General features: G+C 65.2%; 22 protein-coding genes. 8 read left to right on the top strand and 14 right to left on the bottom strand.

All coding sequences use genetic code 11. The annotated features are described in order from the left end of the window. Positions 1–50 precede the first annotated feature (50 nt). The gene (locus ACIBW7_RS29035) at positions 51–1,610 is read right to left on the bottom strand and encodes an MFS transporter (protein ID WP_397051733.1); all 1,560 of its coding nucleotides are present in this window, start codon (positions 1,608–1,610) and stop codon (positions 51–53) included. Positions 1,611–1,685: 75 nt separating this feature from the next. Between ACIBW7_RS29035 and ACIBW7_RS29030 the strand changes: the two genes are divergently transcribed. From ACIBW7_RS29030 to ACIBW7_RS29020, 3 genes are all read left to right on the top strand, one after another. Continuing rightward, complete coding sequence (locus tag ACIBW7_RS29030; RefSeq protein WP_397051731.1) at positions 1,686–2,606, top strand: LysR family transcriptional regulator; 921 nt, start codon at positions 1,686–1,688, stop codon at positions 2,604–2,606. Between the two features lie 82 nt (positions 2,607–2,688). Further along, positions 2,689–3,165, top strand: coding sequence for an iron chaperone (locus ACIBW7_RS29025; protein ID WP_397051729.1), 477 nt, complete (start codon positions 2,689–2,691; stop codon positions 3,163–3,165). A 53-nt stretch (positions 3,166–3,218) separates the two neighbouring features. After that, complete coding sequence (locus tag ACIBW7_RS29020; RefSeq protein WP_397051727.1) at positions 3,219–4,196, top strand: alpha/beta hydrolase; 978 nt, start codon at positions 3,219–3,221, stop codon at positions 4,194–4,196. Positions 4,197–4,198: 2 nt separating this feature from the next. On the opposite strand, the gene ACIBW7_RS29015 is transcribed toward ACIBW7_RS29020, so the two are convergent. Both ACIBW7_RS29015 and ACIBW7_RS29010 read right to left on the bottom strand, forming a co-directional pair. Further along, entirely contained in the window at positions 4,199–4,660 is a 462-nt protein-coding gene (locus ACIBW7_RS29015; RefSeq protein ID WP_397051725.1) for a hypothetical protein, read from the bottom strand. Positions 4,661–4,914: 254 nt separating this feature from the next. Further along, complete coding sequence (locus ACIBW7_RS29010; protein WP_397051723.1) at positions 4,915–5,583, bottom strand: hypothetical protein; 669 nt, start codon at positions 5,581–5,583, stop codon at positions 4,915–4,917. A gap of 176 nt (positions 5,584–5,759) precedes the next feature. Here ACIBW7_RS29010 and ACIBW7_RS29005 point away from each other — a divergent pair, with 176 nt between their 5' ends. Beyond that, complete coding sequence (locus ACIBW7_RS29005) at positions 5,760–6,689, top strand: alpha/beta fold hydrolase (protein WP_397051721.1); 930 nt, start codon at positions 5,760–5,762, stop codon at positions 6,687–6,689. A 138-nt stretch (positions 6,690–6,827) separates the two neighbouring features. Here ACIBW7_RS29005 and ACIBW7_RS29000 read toward each other — a convergent pair whose 3' ends face one another. The 4 genes from ACIBW7_RS29000 to ACIBW7_RS28985 all read right to left on the bottom strand — a co-directional run bounded on the left by ACIBW7_RS29000 (position 6,828) and on the right by ACIBW7_RS28985 (position 9,058). Further along, the gene (locus ACIBW7_RS29000; RefSeq protein WP_397051719.1) at positions 6,828–7,421 is read right to left on the bottom strand and encodes a YdcF family protein; all 594 of its coding nucleotides are present in this window, start codon (positions 7,419–7,421) and stop codon (positions 6,828–6,830) included. An 83-nt stretch (positions 7,422–7,504) separates the two neighbouring features. Continuing rightward, positions 7,505–7,729 (bottom strand): hypothetical protein, encoded by a 225-nt coding sequence (locus tag ACIBW7_RS28995; protein WP_397051717.1) that lies wholly within the window; start codon positions 7,727–7,729, stop codon positions 7,505–7,507. 238 nt (positions 7,730–7,967) lie between these two features. Continuing rightward, positions 7,968–8,372: a peptidase inhibitor family I36 protein gene (locus ACIBW7_RS28990; protein WP_397051715.1), complete on the bottom strand. Its 405-nt coding sequence runs from the start codon at positions 8,370–8,372 to the stop codon at positions 7,968–7,970. 212 nt (positions 8,373–8,584) lie between these two features. Further along, positions 8,585–9,058, bottom strand: a complete 474-nt coding sequence (locus tag ACIBW7_RS28985) for a nuclear transport factor 2 family protein (protein WP_397051713.1) — start codon at positions 9,056–9,058, stop codon at positions 8,585–8,587. Positions 9,059–9,179: 121 nt separating this feature from the next. Between ACIBW7_RS28985 and ACIBW7_RS28980 the strand changes: the two genes are divergently transcribed. Beyond that, a complete protein-coding gene (locus ACIBW7_RS28980; RefSeq protein WP_397051711.1) occupies positions 9,180–9,746 on the top strand; it encodes a hypothetical protein in 567 nt (188 codons plus the stop codon). A 692-nt stretch (positions 9,747–10,438) separates the two neighbouring features. Further along, positions 10,439–12,649 (top strand): RNA polymerase recycling motor ATPase HelR, encoded by a 2,211-nt coding sequence (gene helR / locus ACIBW7_RS28975; protein WP_397052371.1) that lies wholly within the window; start codon positions 10,439–10,441, stop codon positions 12,647–12,649. A 120-nt stretch (positions 12,650–12,769) separates the two neighbouring features. On the opposite strand, the gene ACIBW7_RS28970 is transcribed toward helR, so the two are convergent. Further along, positions 12,770–13,300: an anthrone oxygenase family protein gene (locus ACIBW7_RS28970; protein WP_397051709.1), complete on the bottom strand. Its 531-nt coding sequence runs from the start codon at positions 13,298–13,300 to the stop codon at positions 12,770–12,772. A gap of 85 nt (positions 13,301–13,385) precedes the next feature. On the opposite strand from ACIBW7_RS28970, the gene ACIBW7_RS28965 reads away from it, so the two are divergent. After that, positions 13,386–13,955, top strand: coding sequence for a TetR/AcrR family transcriptional regulator (locus tag ACIBW7_RS28965; RefSeq protein ID WP_397051707.1), 570 nt, complete (start codon positions 13,386–13,388; stop codon positions 13,953–13,955). A gap of 97 nt (positions 13,956–14,052) precedes the next feature. Here the strand turns inward: ACIBW7_RS28965 and ACIBW7_RS28960 are convergent, their stop codons facing one another. From ACIBW7_RS28960 to ACIBW7_RS28950, 3 genes are all read right to left on the bottom strand, one after another. Beyond that, positions 14,053–14,535: a hypothetical protein gene (locus ACIBW7_RS28960; protein ID WP_397051705.1), complete on the bottom strand. Its 483-nt coding sequence runs from the start codon at positions 14,533–14,535 to the stop codon at positions 14,053–14,055. A 94-nt stretch (positions 14,536–14,629) separates the two neighbouring features. Next, the gene (locus tag ACIBW7_RS28955) at positions 14,630–15,154 is read right to left on the bottom strand and encodes a hypothetical protein (RefSeq protein WP_397051703.1); all 525 of its coding nucleotides are present in this window, start codon (positions 15,152–15,154) and stop codon (positions 14,630–14,632) included. A gap of 15 nt (positions 15,155–15,169) precedes the next feature. Continuing rightward, positions 15,170–15,760 carry a hypothetical protein gene (locus ACIBW7_RS28950; protein WP_397051701.1) on the bottom strand — a complete coding sequence of 197 codons (591 nt, stop codon included), beginning with the start codon at positions 15,758–15,760 and terminating at the stop codon, positions 15,170–15,172. Positions 15,761–15,951: 191 nt separating this feature from the next. On the opposite strand from ACIBW7_RS28950, the gene ACIBW7_RS28945 reads away from it, so the two are divergent. After that, positions 15,952–16,800: a LuxR C-terminal-related transcriptional regulator gene (locus ACIBW7_RS28945; RefSeq protein WP_397051699.1), complete on the top strand. Its 849-nt coding sequence runs from the start codon at positions 15,952–15,954 to the stop codon at positions 16,798–16,800. Here the strand turns inward: ACIBW7_RS28945 and ACIBW7_RS28940 are convergent. The 3 genes from ACIBW7_RS28940 to ACIBW7_RS28930 form a co-directional block, all read right to left on the bottom strand. Beyond that, on the bottom strand, positions 16,707–17,900 hold the full coding sequence (locus tag ACIBW7_RS28940; RefSeq protein WP_397051697.1) for a DUF3558 family protein: 1,194 nt from the start codon (positions 17,898–17,900) through the stop codon (positions 16,707–16,709). The genes ACIBW7_RS28945 and ACIBW7_RS28940 overlap by 94 nt on opposite strands. Positions 17,901–18,100: 200 nt before the next feature. Next, the gene (locus ACIBW7_RS28935) at positions 18,101–18,817 is read right to left on the bottom strand and encodes an MBL fold metallo-hydrolase (RefSeq protein ID WP_397051695.1); all 717 of its coding nucleotides are present in this window, start codon (positions 18,815–18,817) and stop codon (positions 18,101–18,103) included. 120 nt (positions 18,818–18,937) lie between these two features. Beyond that, positions 18,938–19,060, bottom strand: a complete 123-nt coding sequence (locus ACIBW7_RS28930) for a hypothetical protein (protein ID WP_397051693.1) — start codon at positions 19,058–19,060, stop codon at positions 18,938–18,940. Positions 19,061–19,517 lie beyond the last annotated feature (457 nt).

Genomic DNA, 19,517 nt, shown 5'->3' with positions numbered 1-19,517 from the left:
CGGCCTTGGCGATATCGCGCGTCGGGATGCCGACTTCGGCCGTCCCCGAATCACGGCATGTGATCGGCGGGGGAGGGGGACGGCTGCATATCCCTCGCTCCCGAGACGCGCGCCTGTCGAGCAGATCCACGGCGGGACAGTAGCGACTGCAGCACGACGAGCCCACCCGCGACGAGCACGAGCAGGCCGATCACCCGTAACCCGCCGTCTGCACCCGAAATGAACGCTGCGACAACATCATTGGTGCGGTCTGAGATGGCGAGTGCCTGGGCCACGGTGCGCGGATCGTGGTCGGCGCGGATCTCCGACGGTAGAGCGGCGACGAATCGTGCGGTGAGCACCGTGCCGATGACCGCGACGCCGAGGGCGCTGCCGAACTCGCGGGTGGTGGCCTGCAGGCCGGCTGCGACCCCGGCCTGCTCCGGCGGCAGTGCACCGGCGATCGCACCGGACAATGTCGGAAGTGCCAGCGCCACACCGATTCCCATTACGACGAGCCACGCGGCATATGCGACATAGGGTGTCCGCACGTCGCTCGTGGACAGCCCGAGCAGTCCGCCGCCGACGAATACGAATGCGAACGCGGTGGTGGCGTCGAGTCCGATCCGCTGTGACAGTCGTCCGACATGCTTCGCGCCGAGGATGATCGGGACGGTGATCGGGATGATCCCGAGACCGGCCCGCAGTACGCCGAATCCCTTGCCGTACTGTAGGAATGACGCGTTGACGTAGAACAGCGCGAACATGCCGAAGAACACTGCCGTCATGCCGAGGCAGGCACTGCGCAGGGCCGGGAGGCGGAACAACCGCGGATCCAATAGCGGGTGTCCGACTTTCAGCTCGAAGATCGTCCACGCGGTGAACAACAGTGCGGCACAGGCGAATCCGGCAATGACGGTCGCGCTGTCCCAGCCCGCCTCTGGGCCCTGGACGATTCCGAGCAGCAGCGCGACCGACGCACCGACCAGCAATACCGCGCCCAGCGGGTCGAGCCGACGGTCATGGCGCGGCGACACCGGCGCGATCTGTCCTACGAGAGCGGCGAGCACCAGCGCGATCGGCACGACACCGGCGAACAGCCAACGCCACGAGCCGCCCGAAAGGACCGCCCCGCCACCGACATTGCCGACGACTCCACCGATACCCGTCATCGATGCCCAGACCGCCATAGTCGCACTTTTGCGCTCAGCGGGAACAGCGTGCAGCAGGATGGCAAGCGTATTGGGCAGTACGGCAGCAGCGCCGACCCCCGTGACCGCCCGGCCGGCGAGCAGGAATGCCACGTTCGGTGCCACTGCCGACACGAGCGCGCCCATGGCGAACAGCCCCAGTCCGAACAGCAGAATCCCCTTGCGCCCGAAGCGATCCCCCGCCGCCCCGCCGGGGATCACCAGACAGGCGAAGACGATCACATAGGTGTCGACGATCCAGACCAGCGCCGATGCGGATGGACGCAGTGCGCTGGCGGCGAGCATCGGGACCGCGAGATTGATCGCGGCGACCATACCGACGACGAGCACGACGCAGGCGCAGATGACCGCGAGCAGGCCGCGCTGCGCGGCCGGACGCCTTGGCAGGTCCGGAGCGTGATTCAGGACATTGAATTGCATGACCACGACGGTATGGACCTGGGTAGTCTCCGTGCGACGCAACTTTTACAACTACTTCTTGCGTATGATGCAACTGTGCCAGAGCAGCTCGATCTGAACCTCCTGCGCGTATTCGATGCCCTCCTCCAGGACGGCAGTGTCACGGCGGCGTCCGAGCGCCTGCATCTGTCCATCCCGGCGACCAGCCGGGCTTTGGGCCGGTTGCGGCGGGCGATGGGCGATCCGATTTTGGTGCGTGCCGGTCGTGGGATGGCTCCGACACCGTTCGCGTTGCGTACCGCGCCGCGGGTGCGGTCCCTGCTGGACGAAGCGTCGGCACTGATCAGCGCCGATCGCGAGGTCACGGTCGCAGATTTGCAGCGCACCTTCACAATTCGCATCAACGACGGTGTGGCCGCGACGCTGGCGGCGGTAGCAGTAGACACGACGGCCGCGGTCGCGCCCGGCGTGACATTGCGCTTCGTCGCGGAGGGGAGCGAGAGCATCGAGGCGCTGCGTGATGGCTCGGTCGATCTCGATATCGGCGCGGGCGACATCGTCGCTCCCGACATCCGGTCAGCTGTGCTGTATCGCGAACGAATAGTGGGCATCGTCCGGGCCGACAGCCCACTGGGCCGCCGCCCGACATTGCGGCAGCTGTGCCGACATCCCCACGTCTCGGCCTCCCGCCGCGGTCGTGCTCGCGGGCCACTCGACGACGCACTCGACGCCGCGGGTTTGCAACGCCACGTCGCCGCCGTCGTGCCCACTTCCGCCGTCGCCGCACTCCTTGTCGCGTCGAGTCACTACATCGGACTCGTCCCGCAACGCCTCGCCGAACAGTACGGCCAGTCCCTCGGCCTGCGCTGGTTCGCCATCCCGGCACCCCTCCCGGAAGTCGAAGTGCGACTGCTCTGGCACGCCCGCCTCGACGCCGACCCGGCCCAGCGCTGGCTACGGGACACCATCCGCGACGCACTCCGCCCGGCGCGCCAATCTTCGGATCGCATCGATTGATCAGTTTCGAAGAAGCCCGGCGCGGGGTCGGTTCCATAGCATTGGAAACGTCCCCAGCGAGACGATCACAGAGGAAAAGACCATGAGCCAAGCGCAGAAGTCCACCAAGGCAACCACGGCGAAGAGCCGGGCCTCCGTCGGATTCTCCGAAGAAGAGCGGGCCGCGATGAAGGAGCACGCCCAGGAGTTGAAAACCGCCGCGCGTCGCGGCTCACGGGCGGCCAAGGCGGATGGGGAAGCCGACGTGGTCGCCAAGATCGCCGAGATGGCGGAACCGGATCGAATCATGGCCGAACGGATCCATACCATCGTCAAGGCCAACGCACCAGCTCTTACACCGAAACTCTGGTACGGTATGCCCGCATATGCCATGGGCGGCAAGGTCGTCTGCTTCTTCCAAACCGCCGAGAAATTCAAGTCTCGGTACGCGACGTTCGGCTTCAACGACATCGCGACCCTTGATGAAGGCACCATGTGGCCGACCGCCTTCGCACTGACGAAGTTGACGGCCGCCGATGAGGAACGGCTCGGCGCGCTCGTGCAGAAGGCGGTCAGCTGAAACGAGAGCGATTGTCGCGCAAACTATGATGATCTTTCCGATCGGTAGGAGGTGTGCGAGTGGGTGCAGCACGGTCTGGAAATCATTGGGGTTGGCTGCGCAAGGCCGGCGCTGTGCTGGCCGCGGCTGTTCTGCTGTTATCGATCGGTGCGGCGGTTGCTACCGCCACACCGAGATTGCGCACCCCCGCGGGTGGTTACGAAGACCTGTTCGTGCCGTCGAGTATGGGGCCGATCAAGGTCCAGGTGCAGTGGGCGGCCCGGGGCGGGAACGCGGCCCTCTATGTGCTCGACGGTCTGCGCGCGCCCGCCGATCACAGTCAGTGGATCAGCGATACCGACGCACTGCGCCAATTCGCAGGCGACAACGTCACTTTAGTGTTCCCGGTCGGCGGTCGCTCGAGCTTCTACACCGACTGGTACCGGCCCAGTAGTACCAATGGTCAGCAGACGACGTACAAATGGGAAACCTTCCTCACCGAGGAGTTGCCCGCTTACCTGGCGCGGTTCGGCGTTTCGCCGACCAACAACGCGGTCGTCGGTGCCTCTATGGGCGGCAATGCCGCACTCACGCTGGCCGGGCACCATCGGGACCAATTCAGGTTCGCCGGATCATTTTCCGGCTTCGTGCACCCGACTTTTCCGCTCTGGAACGAAGCGATGCGCGCTGCCATGTGGGACGAGGGCAACTTCAATGTGGACGATATGTGGGGGCCGGCCGGTGACCCCGCCTGGAGCCGCAACGATGCCACCCAGCAGGCAGAATCGCTGCGTGGGCTGCCGGTCTACGTCTCTACCGGCAATGGCCAGCCCGGACCGCTCGACCTGCCGTACGGACTCGGCAACACGGTGAATGCGATGGCCCTCGAAGCAATGACGTTGACGTCGGCCCAGATGCTGCGTGATCGTATGGCGGAACTCGGCATCCCCGCGCGCTTCGACATCATCAACGGAACGCACACTTGGCCCTATTGGCAGCAAGCGCTGGCGTCGGCGCGTCCGATGATTCTCGATGCGCTCAGGGCGCACTGAATTCAGGATCGGAAGATCGCCGATGTGACGGCCACATCGGCGAAGCTGTAATACCAGCCGTTCCACGTATCGGCGACAATCACCTGGATCGCATGGCCACGCGCCGGACCGTCGGTAATCAACCACAGGCCATTGCCGTACCCGGTCGCCGGGCTGATGCTGCCGTCCGACCATGCGAACTGGGCCGAACTGGGCGTACCGGGTGCGTTCCACGGAATGATCACATCGAACTGTCCGGAGCCGATACCCGGAAGCAGCGAGCTGACGCACTCCCGCAGTGTGGCCGTACGCCGGATATTCTGCTCCGCGCTACCGGTGCCGGGCACCAACCGGCCGGTCATCAGACCGCCCTGGCGGCAACCGCCGCTGCCCTCACTCGGTGGGTAGGCCTGCACCTGCGCCGCACCCAGCACCGGCAGGGCGCACAGCACCGCCGCTATCAGCACGCTTCGACGAACAGACACCGCACCACCTCCCTACGACGGGACAGCAATCCACGCGGTCGAGCTGGACGCCGATGAACACGCAACGCGAACCACTGCTGACTCGATCAGCAGTTTAGCGGTCTCCGGCGCGTACTCGATCAGCTTCGGGAGCGGGAATCCGCAGGTCGTCCGGGGCTGGCACGGGGCGGGGCTCTCGGGTCGGCCTGCCGCCGCCGGCTTGCACCGGAGTGTCCCGGCGAACCATGGCTGGCAGTCGCCGACGTCGCATGGCCTCAGTGCACCAGGGCGGCTCGGGTTTGTGCGTACGCGACGACATCTTCCGCGTAGGCCGAGGCATCTCGCTCCGCGAAACAAGCTCGGAGCTGGTCGAATGCGTCGTCGAGTTGTGGTCCCGGTCCGCGATCGGCGAGCAGGACGACGATCGCCTCCCGGGTACCGATGTGCGGGTCGGGATGGGTGAGCAGTTCGTCGAGGTACCGGTCCGGTTCCACCAGCCGTAATGCGCGGCGCGCGTAAGCGTGTACGCGCCGGGGCAGTTCCGTGCGGATGGTATCGATATCGGTTTGCAGTACGTGCTGGCCGGGTTGTGCCGGGTCGAGCCGCAAGGACCACAAGGCGGTCAGTTCGTCGGGCAGGGTTTGGGTGTTGATCAGGTCGGGACCGGTCGCCTCTTCCAGCGGTGTGGGCGGTCGGCCCAGTTGTGTGTTGCGCCAGTTCGCGAATTCCCACCAGGCCGTTGGGGTGGCGCTCAACTCCAGGCCGAATCCGAGCACCTGCTGTCCGCTGGTCCACGTGCGGGAAACTCGGGTGCGACCGACGGCGGCGACACCGCCCGGCTCGACCCGTATCCACCTGGGGTCGGAGCCGTCAAACCCATACGGTTGCAACAGTTTTCCTGTTTCACGCAGCAGGCGGCGCAGTGCCGGCTCAGGTCTGACCATGTCCGCAGGTTAACGATGTGCCCCGACAGATTTGTCGCCATGGGGGCAATAGGCCGATTTCGATGAGGCGGCCCCGGCAGCGCCTGCCTGCATCGGCGATGCGCGCGAACGACTTTCCCCTACCCCACCATCCCCGGTCGTGGCGGATCTCCTGAACAGACGGCCACCAGGTCGATGTGGGTAACGTAGCGGCCGAAGACCTCACCATCGGGACGATGCACTACCCGGCAGCGACGGGCGGCCGGCAGGAGACAGGGGCGATGCGGCACTTCACAATTCACCACGACGGTGTCACGATTCCGGTGTCTCGCGGTGGCGAGGGAGGACCGCTGGTCCTGTGCCCTGGGCTGAGCTCCACACAGGCCGACCTGCACGAACTGGCCGAGCTACTGCGGCGCGACCACGACGTGGTGACCTTCGACCTCAGAGGCCACGGCCTCGCCCCGGCAGCCGACCGCTACTCCTTCGAGGCATTCCGCAGCGATCTCGCCGCCGTCATGGCGGAGCTGCGACGCCTCGACCTGCCCTCGTCGCCAGTGCTCGTGGGCTACTCACTGGGCGCGGATCTGGCCGTGCACTATGCCTCCGAGCATCCTGAAACCATCGCCGAGCTCGTTCTCATCGACGGCGCGAACCCGGTGCCAGAACCGTTCATCACCGAGGCCGACCTGCCGGAGTTCCGCGCGATGTTCGACGACCCGGCGATGCGACACGAGGCCGAGCAGGCCAAGGGCACTCCGCGTCAGGTGTTGCTCACCGCGCAGGACATCCTCGACCTGAATCTCGAGATCGATGCCGTTCGGTCCGAAATCCTCGACCGATACCGCAGGATCGACCGTCCGATCAGCATGATCATGTCGACCTCGATGGCCGGCGCCGGCAGCGAAGGCCGTACACCGTGGCGCAATCGGAACTGGCGTGCCGGTATCGAGCGTCTGGTCCGCGATCGCCCGCACATCGCCACAACCTGGCTCGATGCCGATCACGGGCTGGTCTTCACCCACGCCACGGAAATCGCCCGGATCATCCGGAATACCCGAGGCGCAGTAGCCGAGCCGACTGCCGATCAGATCGTGCGCGAGGTCGTAGTTGCCACCACGGTCTGAATGAGGAAGGCCCGTTTCCGGTCGAAGGCATCGACATCGCGACTGTTCGAGATGCCCACGTGTGTCGACTCGTTCGGCGACCTCGCGCAACCGCGACCGGACCCTACCGCGCTCGGGGTATTCCGGTCGGCACGTCGGTCACCGTGTACGGTCGCGAGCTTCCTTCCACAGGCCGTAGAGGGCCAGTAGTGGCTTTGCCGCCATCCACTCACCGAACCGGTAATCCGCTCCCCGCACCAGACGCGACGCCAGCTCCGGGCACTGCTGGGCGAGGTATTGCCGCCCCTTCTCGGCGTGGAGGGGAATCGAGACGATCTTGATCCGGTCGCTGTTCTGCAGATATGGGATCGCGAAACTGATATTTTCCCATGTGGTCCGGCTCTGATCTTCCAGGACGAACTCGCCGCGGTACCCGCAGGTCTCTGTGGCGTAGCGGGCCATCAGGGCTGCCTCGGATTGTGGACCGGCGCATGCACCTCCGCAGAGCACGAGACGACTGCTGACCGCGGTCGGGTCGATGGACCGCAGACCGGCTCGCACGCGCCACCGGTTCATGATGTTCGGGCGTGTGCCCGCGTTGCGATAGCCCAGAACCACGATGGCCTCGGAGGTGCCCGTGGCCGATCCCACGAGCCGGTGGGAAGCGCGCCAGTTCTCCCACTCGCCCCACAGCAGCACGAGCACGAGACCGGTCGTTGAAAGCCAAGTCCGTTTCCGCACGAATGCAGCCAAACACAAGCTCCTCGAAAAGCCGGTCCGCGACATGGCTTTTCACCGATATCTCTTGTTGCGTCCCCGACGTCGTTCGCCGACAATCAACGTCGCAATTCACCGGCATAGCGACCAGGGCAGGTTTCCGGGAACCTGCGGTGCAGCCGGTCGATGAATCGGTGTATGGAGCGCAGTTCAACCGCTAGTTCCGCGCGGGATGCCGGGTGCAGGCGATGGGCGAGTCCGAGTTCACGGGTCAGCGTCTCGGCCCGATTCGTCAGTAGTTCCAAGAAGACCTGTGCCTGGGCAAGGTCGGGATCTTCGTGCATCTATGAGGCCGTCCTGTGGGCGTCGCATGTTTCCAGGTGCGTCCCGGCGGTCGCGGCCCTCGACAGCGTGGGAATCGGACTGATGCTATCCCGCTACAACACACTCCGTGATGACTTCGTACCCCTTGATCGCGAGTCTTTATACAGCCGATGGGAAGTCGTGCGGATGCCACTTCTGAAATGGGTATGTGAGTGCGAGGTTTCCCGCGGGCACTTCGCACTCACATACCGGCGAGGTTCAGCGGCACATCTCCACCGCGTCGGCCTTGTTGTCCGCGCTGGATGGCAGGGTGCCCCGAGCGTTGTCCGCGACGGAGGCGAGCAGCTGCCAGCGTTCGCCCGTCCAGTTGTACACCGCGACGGTTACGCCGGTGCGGTTCCAGTACGAGGTCAAACGGTCGCCGACGCCGCCGTTGCCGATGTCGTGCAGAAAACAGCCCGCGTCGTACTGAAAGAGCATGCTGCCCGTGCCATTGGCACCGTCCCAGCCGCAGAACATTCCGCCCGGGCAGTCGTAGCTCGGTGACGCGGATGCCGGGGCGGCCGAGATCATCGCGCCACCCGCGACTGTGCCGAGTGTCAGCACGGCTGCGGCGAGCGGGACCAGACGGCGAACGGCGTTGGCGCGGTGGTTGATTTTCATGGTGACTTCCTCTGTGAGAATCGGTGTCGGCCTTCCGACGGCTTGACACCAACTCTGTGCGGACTCACCAACGGCCGGCCAACGACCGACTAATCGGGCAGCTCAGCGCCCAGCGCGAGGCTATTCCGTTGCTGCGCAATGTCGATTGCGACTGGCGCCATCGGTGTTTGCCGGCTCGGCGATGACCTGATCGGGACGCCCGGAACACGGAATTATGTTGCGTTCGAGCCGCTTTGATCGTGACCGGGTACCGGTGGTTCGAATGCCTGGGCAACGGCGAGGCTGTCCTCGTAGACGTGATGGCGGGTGATGAGGCCGTTTTCGACGGTGAGGTGCAGTGCGAATCGGGATCGGTAGGCGCGGCTGGTTGGTCGGGCAGTCTGGCGGATTTCGCCGAGCACCACCGCATCCGGGCCGTCGACGAGGATGCGTTCGATCACGGTGCCGACCTGTTCGGGCACGTGGTGGCGAGCGATCTCGCGAAAGTGCTCGGCCGCGTCGGCACGGGTGGCGCGGTGTCGAATCCATGGGGTGGCGGGTCGGTTGTGCTCGTTCTCCGGCCAATTCAGTTTCCAGTCGCTGACCGGGGCGTAGAGCGCGGCGGTGGTGTCCGGATCGCCCGCACCGATTCGGCGCAGCAACTCCTCGACGACGGTGCGGGTGGTGATCGTCCCGAGATCGTTCATACCGCCACCATGCCCGCATCGATGTGCCCCGTCGATTACCTCCGACGTAATACCGTTGGCCTGTTGCACCGCACAGGCTCTCGTGTATCGACGGGCGGAGGGGCACTTCTACAATCCGTGCGTGACGCTTACCCTCGCCGACCTGGTCGGCTACACCGACCGCGACCTCGACACCGATCTGGCGCGTTGGTTCCCGGCTACCGAAGCCGTCCAGCTTCCCGAGCAGACCCGACCGGTGGAACCGTTTCTCACGCGCCTGGCTCCCACGGACGCGGCGGCGCTGGCCGCATTCGACCGCCGGGTGCGCTCGGGCCTGCTGCCGCAGTTCTTGGACATCTTCGATTGGTCCTATGGCTTCGATTTCGCCGGAAATGACTGCGGCATCATCGATTCGGACCACACGACCGAGCTGACCGACGACGATGTCTACTCGATCGGTGCGGACGGCGGCGGCAATCTGTATGTCGTACTCACCAACGGCCAAGTGGCCGTGTGGTTCCACGAGGAGGAGGTGCTCGAAGGCGGCACCCGTTTCGACAACCTCGACGTCTTCCTCTGGTCGTTCGTGCGCTATCGCGCGGTGCGCGCTGGGAAACTCGACCGCTCTGCCGTAGCGGCAGACTTTTCGGCGCTCGGCCAGGACGGCGCACTCGAACCGGAACTCGGCCTGCTGAGCCTCATGAAGTAGGACGCCCGGGCCAGGAACCATCCGGTGCGGACGATGGCTTGGTCGGCCTCGTTCATGCTCGTGCCGCTGAGTCACAGGTCGGCCCAGGGGGGGGGACACCACTTGCGCCGGCGGGCTGGGGCAGTGGCGTTGCGGATGGCGATCGCGAGTCCACCACCGGCGGAGTCGCCGGTCCGCGCGATCCGGTCCGCGCGCAGCCCGCCGCAGAGTAACTGGCCGTACGCCGCGACCGCGTCCTCGATAGCCGACCGAGACCAGCCGCTCGACGCACGAATCAAACGCTGGGGCCAGGAAACCGGAATACGCCCTTCACAGAGGGCGCGGTCTGAATTGGAAGGAACTCCCTTCCATATTCAATCTATAGCGCACCCGGGGGCTTGCGGCAAGACCCCGGTCGTGCCGCAGAATCACTGGCCGAAGCCAGAACCTGCGGAAATGGGAGTCGCGAATTGCGTGTTTTGCTGTCGACGTATGGGTCGAGCGGGGATGTCCGCGACCACGCCATCGGCGACCAGCCGTGGCCGGCGACGGATCCGGTCCTGGACCCGGCGCAGCAGACGCCTGATCTCCACGTCGTACAGACCGGCGCGTGGATCCCGCCGGATGAAGGCCCGGCCGAGTTGGCGGCGTTGCTGGAAGCACCACCGGTGTATGTGGGCGTGAGCCCGTCGCGCCAAGAAAGGGAGGGACATATGACGACTCAGGGGCACGAAGACGAATTGCAGTCCGAGCGAAGCTACGTGGCCGGGCTCTACACCCGGCTCGACGCCGAACGCGCGCGAGTGAAGGGAAAGTACACCGCGGCGTTGCGGGGAACCGGTGGGACACCCATGGAACGGGATGTCGAGGTGCGCACGTTGGCCAAGGAGGCGAAGCGGCTGGACGTGGCTGACAACGGGCTGTGTTTCGGCAGGTTGGACACCGTTTCGGGCGAACATTCCTACATCGGCCGGATCGGCATCTTCGACGAGGAGAACGAGTACGAGCCGCTGTTGCTCGATTGGCGGGCACCGGCGTCGCGGGCGTTCTATGTCGCCACTGCCGCGACCCCCGAGAACATGCGTCGCCGCCGCCAGTTCCACACGCACGGGCGTCGAGTTGTCGATTTCACCGACGAGGTGCTCGGCCGTCCGAGTAATGGCGAACGCGGGGATGCGGCCTTGCTCGCGGCGGTCAATGCGCCGCGCGGTGCGGGGATGCGCGACATCGTGGCGACGATTCAGGCCGAACAGGACCAGATCATCCGGCTCGATCACCCGGGTGTCCTGGTGATCGAGGGTGGCCCGGGCACCGGGAAGACCGTGGTGGCGCTGCACCGCGTCGCATACCTGCTCTATACCCAGCGGGAGCGGATGGAACGCCATGGTGTGCTCGTGGTCGGGCCGAATCCGGCGTTCCTCAACCACATCGGCCGAGTGCTGCCGTCGCTGGGTGAGACGAATGTCGTGTTCATGACCACTGGCGATCTGCTGCCCGGGTTGCGCGTCACCGCGGAGGACACCCCGGATGCCGCGCGGCTCAAGGGCTCGCTGAAAATTCTGGACGTGCTCGCCGCGGCCATCGCCGATCGTCAGCGGGTGCCGGAGCATCCGGTGCCGATCGAACTGCAAGACGTCACGGTGCGGATCGACACCGAGACCGCGGAGTGGGCGAGGGAGGAGGCACGCGCGAGCGGACTGCCGCACAACGAGGCCCGCGCGGTGTTCAGCGAGATCGTTACCTACGTGCTCACCGAACGGGCGATCGGCCGGATCGGCCGTGGCTGGCTGACCAGGAAGGACCGCGAAGCATGGGAGAACCTTCGGACCGACCTGCTCGCCGAACTCGCCGACAACGACCAGTTCACCGCCGCGCTCGACGAACTCTGGCCGATAATGATGCCGGAAACATTTCTGGCACAGCTGTATTCGTCCGCTGACCGCCTGCGTGCGGCTGGCGCCGACCAGTCGCTGTGGCGCGCCGACGGCGCGGCCTGGACGGTGTCGGACGTGCCGCTGCTCGACGAACTGGTCGACTTGCTGGGCCGCGACAAGGCGGCCGACGAGGCCGCCGCGCGCGCCGTCGAGCGGGAACGCAAGGCCGAGGCCGAGTACGCCGCAGGCGTGTTCGACACTCTCATCAAGCGCGAGGATCTGAACGACGACATCGGCCTGCTCGCCCAGGACATGCTCTACGCCGAGGACCTCGCCGAGCGCTTCCTCGAGCGCGACACCCGTGAACTCGTCGAACGCGCTGCCGCAGACCGGGATTGGACTTATCGCCACGTCGTGGTCGACGAAGCCCAGGAGCTGTCCGAAATGGACTGGCGGGTCCTGATGCGGCGCTGCCCGGGCCGATCCTTCACGGTGGTAGGCGATCTCGCGCAACGCAGGTCGGTGGCCGGAGCGACATCGTGGGACACGATGTTCGAACCGTACGTGCCCGGCCGCTGGGTCTATCGGTCGCTGTCGGTGAACTACCGCACCCCGGCGGAGATCATGACCGTCGCCGCCGCGGTGCTCGCCGAGTTCGCACCGGGAGTCCAACCACCGGAGTCGGTCCGCGCGTGCGGCGTCCGACCCTGGTCCAAGCAGGTGTCCGAGGACGAATTGCCCAATGCCATAGCGGAATTCGTACGTGACGAGGCCGGTCGCGAAGGCACCAGCATCGTGATCGGGCCACCGGGTGTGCCGGGCACGGTGCCTGCCTCGGAGACGAAGGGCCTGGAATTCGACGCCGTCTTGGTCGTAGAGCCGGAACGAATCCTCGCCGAGGGGCCACGTGGCGCAGCCGAACTCTACGTCGCCCTGACCCGCGCCACCCAGCGCCTCGGTGTCCTGCGTCAGGGCTCCCTGCCGCAGGCCCTGACCGGACTCGCCGAAATCGGCGGTCTCGCCGAGGCCGGTAATCGAGGGTCGGCTTGACGATTCGTGTGCGGCCCCGGACGCGATGCCGGGGCCGCTGTCGTCAGCGAGCCAGCCTGCGCCTAGATATCTCGTCGGGGTCGTCGAAGTGCAGGCGGACGGACGGCTCGGCCTGTGTCGTCACCGGGTCGTTGCGGCGACCTCGGCCAGGGGGTCGTCGGCGGCTGAGCGGGGGCCGGTGGTGTCGTCGTGGGTCGCGGTGGATCCGACGACGACGATGATCACCAGTATGAAAGCGACTAGTGCGCAGCCGGTTCGGGTGAAATGGAACAGTTCCCAACGTCGCAGGATGTCGGCGTAGTCGCTGGGAGGCGTGCCTACCGCCCAGCGTTTGATCTGCTGGTTGATCGGCACGTTTCCGAAGCGGGTCACCAGGAATGAGATGACCGTCAGCGCTGAGGCGCCCGCCGCGATCCACCGCGACGATGACTTCGACCGCACCGCCAGGAGCAGCGTGCTCAGGACGGCGAGACCCATCAGTGACTGCATCACCGGGCCGTTGACGCGCATCAGTGCGGTGTGAAAAGTGAACCGAACATCAAGGGGCACTTCGCGAAACGCGTACAGCACGTTCACCGCGCCGTAGCCGAACGCACCGGCGAGCAGGCCGGGGAACAGCAGCACCGCGGCCCGGACGGATTTCGACAACATCGGAACTCCCATCTCGGATCGCAACATCTAGTTGCGATATCGTCAGCATGCCTGCCGTACGCCGATATCGCAACAAGGAGTTGCAATGACCGCACCCCTCGGACGCGGACCGAAGGTACGCGCCGCCGTGCTCGCCGCGACCGTCGACGAGTTGAGCGAGCACGGGTATGCCACGTTCACCGTCGAGAACGTCGCGCAGCGCGCCGGTGTGCACAAGACCACCGTCTACCGGCGATGGGCCGACCGGGACGAACTGATCGCCGATGCGCTGGCCGACAGCGTCGAAGCGGAAATTCCCATCCCCGATACGGGTTCGGTCGAGCACGATCTTCGCGCGCTGGCGCGGACTCTGGTCGCGTGGATCAGCAGCCCGTCCGGTCGGGCTGTCCTCGCTGTCATGCTGTCCAACGCCGCGCCACCTGATCCGACCCGCCATGCCTTTCGTGACCGCATCCGCAAAGCGCTGCCGGTCGTGACGCGCGCGGTCGAACGCGGTGAACTCCCCGCCGGCGCAAACCCCGCCGAGCTGATCAAAACTCTTGTGGCGCCGATCTATTTCCGCGTGCTGATCACCCGTGAGCCGGTGGACGACGGCACCGCCGACGCGGCCGCGGCAGTGGCTTTGACCGCTGCGCGCGCCGGTCTGTTCGGCTGAGCCCGGTGCGACAAATCGGTTGTCGGAATCGTAGCGGCCGAGCCGCCATCGGTTGGATCAGCTGGCATCGGATGGTGGTGGAGAGGGCGGACTCGAGTCACTCTCGCTCGGCTCCATCCGGCCAAACGATCTCCACCGGCAAGCCACGGGCTCGCGCCAGTTCGACCACCGTGCCGGTCCCTCCTTTACCGCCGGCCTCGCCATCCCAAACCGCGACGAGCCGATCGCAGGATGACAGCACGGCTTCGTTGGCGGCCTCGTAGGCTTCCCGCCCGGCGTCGTCGAAGTCCATGACGCGCACGGTGTCGGCGCGTGCGATCAGCTCGTCGAACAGCTCCGCGTGGTCGGGTTTCACCTTCCGCTGTCGATAATTCGTCGACGGCAGCACTACTTCCAGCCGCCCACCGGCATCGAGCACGGCCCGGGCGAATACCGAGTCAGCGCCGCGCGCAATGCAGCTGACGCCCACCAGATCGTCGGGATCTCCTTGTCTGGCAAGGACTTTCCTGATCTCGTCGTACACGAACGGAACTGTGTCGGCCGTGATGTTCATATGTCCGGTGACGCCGATGCGAGCCATGAGAACTTTCTATACCGCTACCGGAGGTCGCATTCGGGCGCGGTCGGGCAATAACGTCGATTGGTGACCTCGACCGACACGGACTGCCGCCCGGTCACAGCCCGTAATGGCTGATGCCGATATCCCATCGGCCGCTGTTATCGGTGGTGTTGTCATCGTTCTGGGCAAGCCAAAGCGAGGTATCGGGGCCGTGGTAGGTAATGCACCCACTATCGTCGCCGATCCAGAACGCCTGCTCGGTGGCGACGAAGTATCCGTAGAAGCCGTATTCGGGAAAATCGGCATTGCCCCAGAAAGTGGAAAGCCGTTCGGAATCGCTGCCGGATGGCCCGAAAGACGGCCCCCACGGCCACGAATCGACCTTGATCGACCCACTTGCACGCAGCCGCACGACATCTCCGTCACGGACGGGCATACTGTCGTGCCATGGGTCGCCATAGGAAATGGGTTGCCCGTTGACCACGGCGAGCGGATCCGGCGTCACGTAGGTGCTGATCTGGTTACCGCGACACAGTTGCAGCGAGAGTGATGTTCCGGCGTACGCGGATCCGGTGGTCATCGTGGCCGCGGCTGCCGCCGCGAGTGCGGTCACCAGGGTTGTCGCAAAATGTCTTTTCATGGCATCTTCTCGAGGTCAGTAGTGCGGTGCGTAGCCTTCGACGCGGATGAGTACATAGCCTGCGCTGTACGCGGAGTCGATGGTGGTCTGATCGACTGCGATGACGTTGTCCTGGCGCGCTTCGCTCCAGAACTGGTACAGCGGGCTCGTACCGGGCTCCTGGCCGGTGTTGATATATCCCTGAATACCGATGTAGGTGTATCCGGCACTGTAGGCGGAATCGATGCCTACCTGTGTCGCTGTGCTGAAGTTGTCCTGGCGGCTGTCGCTCCAGAACAGGTGCAGCGGTACGGTTCCCGGCTGCTGGGTCTCGTAGACGAATGCTTCCTTGCGGATGGGCAGGTAGGCGGCGGCGGTGGCGCTGTTTTCGTCGTTGCGGTTGCCGGTGGTGAAGTTGTCGCCGCGGTCCGGATTCCACCATGTGTAGAGCGGGTACAGCGACGGTACGTCCGCGTGTGCGACGGGTGCAGCAGCGAGAGTAGTCCCGGCGATTCCCGCAGCAGCCAGCAGCGTAGCTGCCGAGATCATGAGTCGCTGACGACGGAAACGTGCATTTTCGCGCGCCGCCGACACCGACCCCATCAATACCATGGTCCGTCCCATCATGATTGTCCCCTGTTCGAGTCTCCCGACACCACTGCTGTCGAGCCTTGATTGCCTCGAAAGCGCCTGTCGGCCAACTGGTTACGTGCAGTACAACGGTAATTCCGCGCCGCGTCTGCTGCTATACGCAGACTTGCGTATAGCGGTCGGGCCTTTCGGCTGATATGCGAGATCTGTTGGTGCACAATGCAGGAGTGAGCGATCGGCCGGGTGGGGACGCCAAGAAGATTCACGATCTAGCGCTGGAGATCATCACCGAGAAACAGCCGGTGCGGGTCTGGCCGCTATTGATGCAGAGGTTGACCGCTGACCTACCGTGTGACCTGGCTGTCCTGGTCGACCTGAACTGGGACGCCGGCACGGGTCACGCGCTCACCGGTTCCCCGGACTGGTTGTACGAGGCACCGCTGGACGTGCTCATCCACGCGCACATGCGATCTCATCCCTTGCTGCGGCACTACGCACACACTCGGGACATGACACCGTTGAGCATGGACGAGGTCGCCGACGACCGCTGGTGGAAAGGGGAGGGGTATCGAGCGGGTAAGGACGCGATCGGCATAGATCGCCAGCTCGCTTTGCCGTTGTCCGCGGGGCCGGGCAAAATCCGCAGTGTCATCATGAGCCGCAGCGGTCTCGGATTCAGCGATCGCGACCTCGAATACGCCGTGCTCGCCAGATCATTGCTCGATACCGTCGAAGCCCACGAGGCAGCGGTCATCGCCCGCGCGGGACCGGGGGACCCCGCCGAGCACAAGATCACTCCGCGTGAGCTCGCGGTCCTGACGCTGCTATGCGATGGGCTGACCGCTCGCGCCATCGGCACCAGACTCGCGATTACCCAAGCGACCGTGTCCAAGCACATCGAGAACATCTACCGCAAGCTCGGTGTGCGCGACCGCATCTCGGCACTGCGCAAAGCGCACAGTCTCGGCCTCGTCCGCCCAGGTCAGCCCGCGGCCCGGACCGCGGCGGCGCTGAGATCGTCGACGTTGGCGCAGGCGTCGGATGGAAGCGGTGGCCAGCTGCCGTCGGTCGGGTGATCGGGATCGCCGTACTGGGCGAGCGGGACCGCGCTCCAAGCGATCGCAAGGCTGATGAGATGACCGTTCAATCGGCCGTCGCTACTCGGCCGGTATGTGAGGCTGACTGCGCACCGCGACGGGACAGGACCGTAGACGTTCGATCGGAGGATGATCCCGTTCAGGCCCGCTGCCTGGTAGGGGCCGTTGTCGAGTCCGGGTGATGCCTTCTGCTCTGCATCCATGCGGAACTGGAGGTCGACCTGGAGGGTGTATTTCGCGCCTGGTTTGCTGAAATTCAGCTGGCAGTAGTACGGAGCGACCCAGCTGGTCGAGTTCAAGGTCCAATCGCTGTACTGCGCCTTCACCACGTCGGTGGCCGTGCAGGGATCCTTGCCGTACAACACTTTCCCGTCGGCCGGCTTATCGCGGGGCGTAAGGCTGTCCAGCCGATCGACGATCTTGCCGACGTAACTCTTTTCTACATCGCATCTTTCGGGCCACGGCGTCTTGGCCGGCGCACCGTCGGCCGGAACCTTGCGCAACCGCAACCGGTGTGCGTAGCCGGTATGCCCGGCGGGCACGTAGTAATAGCACGTGTCGGCGAACGTAGGATCGTCAGCCAGGTGGGACCGATAGATCGTGCGACCGTTGACCGTTTCGGCCTTGTCCTGCGCACGGTCTTCGTCGCCGTATACCTCACCGAGTGACAGCTCGAACAGGTACACCCCATCCGTCGAGGCGGGTTCGCCGACGTGATCGCCCACCCTGAGTTGGCACCCGGCAAGGCCCGGCCCCGCACGTGTCGCCGACTTCGCTCCGAGATTCATCGACCTCAACGGCTCGAGGTCCAACATCGAGCACGGATCGGTGGCGCGGATCCTGGCCATCAGCGGCTCAGCGTCCGGGCCGGTGACGATTTCGTCGTGCTTGCCGACCGAATCCGCGGTGGTAGCTGGCTGCGCGGTGGTGGATGGTGTGGAAGTCGTTGTTCCGGTTGGCTTTGTGCTGGTGCTTGCCGCTACTGGGTTCCCGGTTGCATTCTTTCCACAGCCGGTCACCGCGCACACTGCACAGACGAATGTCAGCACGGCGGCTGCGGCCGCGGTACGGAGTTTCATTACATCCCTGTCCAAGTGCTCGCCCAGCGTGGAGCTATTCAGTTCTGGCGTTGTCGGCCGCGAGCCCCCGCATTGGAAGGCGTAGCTCTACGGCCACACAACCCTACAACTTGTTGTCTGACAACGGACTTGCCAAGCGTCCGCCCATCGGCATTTCCGGATGCCCCGAGCTGCACGGAAACATTTGCGGCGTGAGCTGATCAGGAGTCCAAGCGGTCCTGGTAGACAGTAGCGAGATTGCGCAGCGCAGCTGCCCCGTCTCCGATGAAGCTGGAACCGTGCATGATCGCCAGCGTTGTGGGTTCCAACTCGGCCAGCCGATTCAGGGTGGCGGGCACGGCGGGCCCCAACGAGGTGGCGTGGAACACATCCTCGGCGACAGTCGCCTGCTCGACGAGGTCGGAATCGGTCAGTGCCGGGCCATTTCCCAGCTGGGTCATCAGGTCACCGCAGAACAGCACGCCAGTGGTCTCCTCGTACAGCACGCGCGCCTCCCAGTTGTGCGGTGCGTGCGGAGTATCCAGATGCCGTACTCGACGGTCACCGAGATCGATGACCTCACCGTCGGTCAACCGACGCGGCAGCCGATCCGCCATATCGTCGATCGAGACGAGACAGCCGAGCTCACCGTGCGCCACCTGCGCATCAGGTGCGGCAGCGAGGAAGAGGTTCATCGCTCCGCATTCGTCCGCTTCCACATGACCGAAGGTGATCCAGCGCAACCGTTCCACCGGCAGGATCCGCGCGATTTCGGCGGACACCACCGGGAACAACGCACGCATGCCGGCGTGGAACAACAACGGTTCCTCGGCATCGATGAGGAACTGGTTGAAGGTGAAGCCGGTCGGCCCGACCTCGGGAATGAAGGTAGAGATGCGGTAGATATCTTCGGCGATCTCGTCGGTATGGGTTTCCATGAAACCTCCCTACTTGTGCCGTCCCCGCCATTTTCCTCGCCATACGCGCTCACGCACACCGAATTCGCAGGCTACTACCGATCTTGTCGGCTCGAATGAGAGAGGCGTATTCATCGGGAATCAGACAACGACGTCATAGGTCAGGTGGGTCGCCGTCGATGTCGAGATCACGTTTCGCTGCACCAGCGTGCGCGGCGCGGCGCCGGTGAACAGCGGCGTCCCGGCGCCCAGGACGACGGGCACGAGGTGCGCGACAGCACCTCGACCAGCCCGGCGGCGAGGGCCGAGCCGATGGTGGCGCCGCCGCCCATGAGGATGACGTGGAGGTCCGGCCCGCGTTGCGAGGACGCCGCCAGCGCCCGTTCACGCGCGGCGGTGACGGCGTCGGACAGACCGGTGGTGACGAATGTTCAATCGAGGTCGGTGAGCCGCACCGATTCCGGTGGTGAGTCTCGTCAGGACGACGAATGCGGGCTTGCCGATCTCGCCGTTCCAGCCTTTCGGCCCGTCGACGCGTCGAAGAGCCGGCGGCCCAGGACGACCGCGCCCGAATGGGCGGTCGCCTCGCGCAGGATCCGGCGATCGTCGGCGTCGTCGGAGAACACCTAGGTCGTGTTTCGAAAGTCGGGTCACCGTAGCCACAGGTCGATGGCGGCGATGTGGACGGTAGCCAGGAAGCGGACGGCGAGTTTGTCGTATC

This window comes from Nocardia sp. NPDC049526, from assembly GCF_044465765.1.
Lineage (GTDB): Bacteria > Actinomycetota > Actinomycetes > Mycobacteriales > Mycobacteriaceae > Nocardia.
Note: the sequence above shows the minus strand (reverse complement) of the source record. Positions and strands in the feature narration are given on the sequence as shown.

Coding starts and splice junctions, on each gene's coding strand:
- ACIBW7_RS28960 (WP_397051705.1), bottom strand. CDS start 14,535: ATGGCTCGCATCGGCGTCACCGGACATATGAACATCACGGCCGACACA.
- ACIBW7_RS29025 (WP_397051729.1), top strand. CDS start 2,689: ATGAGCCAAGCGCAGAAGTCCACCAAGGCAACCACGGCGAAGAGCCGG.
- ACIBW7_RS28970 (WP_397051709.1), bottom strand. CDS start 13,300: ATGTTGTCGAAATCCGTCCGGGCCGCGGTGCTGCTGTTCCCCGGCCTG.
- helR (WP_397052371.1), top strand. CDS start 10,439: ATGACGACTCAGGGGCACGAAGACGAATTGCAGTCCGAGCGAAGCTAC.
- ACIBW7_RS29010 (WP_397051723.1), bottom strand. CDS start 5,583: ATGGTCAGACCTGAGCCGGCACTGCGCCGCCTGCTGCGTGAAACAGGA.
- ACIBW7_RS28950 (WP_397051701.1), bottom strand. CDS start 15,760: ATGATGGGACGGACCATGGTATTGATGGGGTCGGTGTCGGCGGCGCGC.
- ACIBW7_RS28955 (WP_397051703.1), bottom strand. CDS start 15,154: ATGAAAAGACATTTTGCGACAACCCTGGTGACCGCACTCGCGGCGGCA.
- ACIBW7_RS29035 (WP_397051733.1), bottom strand. CDS start 1,610: ATGCAATTCAATGTCCTGAATCACGCTCCGGACCTGCCAAGGCGTCCG.
- ACIBW7_RS28965 (WP_397051707.1), top strand. CDS start 13,386: ATGACCGCACCCCTCGGACGCGGACCGAAGGTACGCGCCGCCGTGCTC.
- ACIBW7_RS28995 (WP_397051717.1), bottom strand. CDS start 7,729: ATGCACGAAGATCCCGACCTTGCCCAGGCACAGGTCTTCTTGGAACTA.
- ACIBW7_RS28985 (WP_397051713.1), bottom strand. CDS start 9,058: ATGAACGATCTCGGGACGATCACCACCCGCACCGTCGTCGAGGAGTTG.
- ACIBW7_RS28935 (WP_397051695.1), bottom strand. CDS start 18,817: ATGGAAACCCATACCGACGAGATCGCCGAAGATATCTACCGCATCTCT.
- ACIBW7_RS28940 (WP_397051697.1), bottom strand. CDS start 17,900: ATGAAACTCCGTACCGCGGCCGCAGCCGCCGTGCTGACATTCGTCTGT.
- ACIBW7_RS28990 (WP_397051715.1), bottom strand. CDS start 8,372: ATGAAAATCAACCACCGCGCCAACGCCGTTCGCCGTCTGGTCCCGCTC.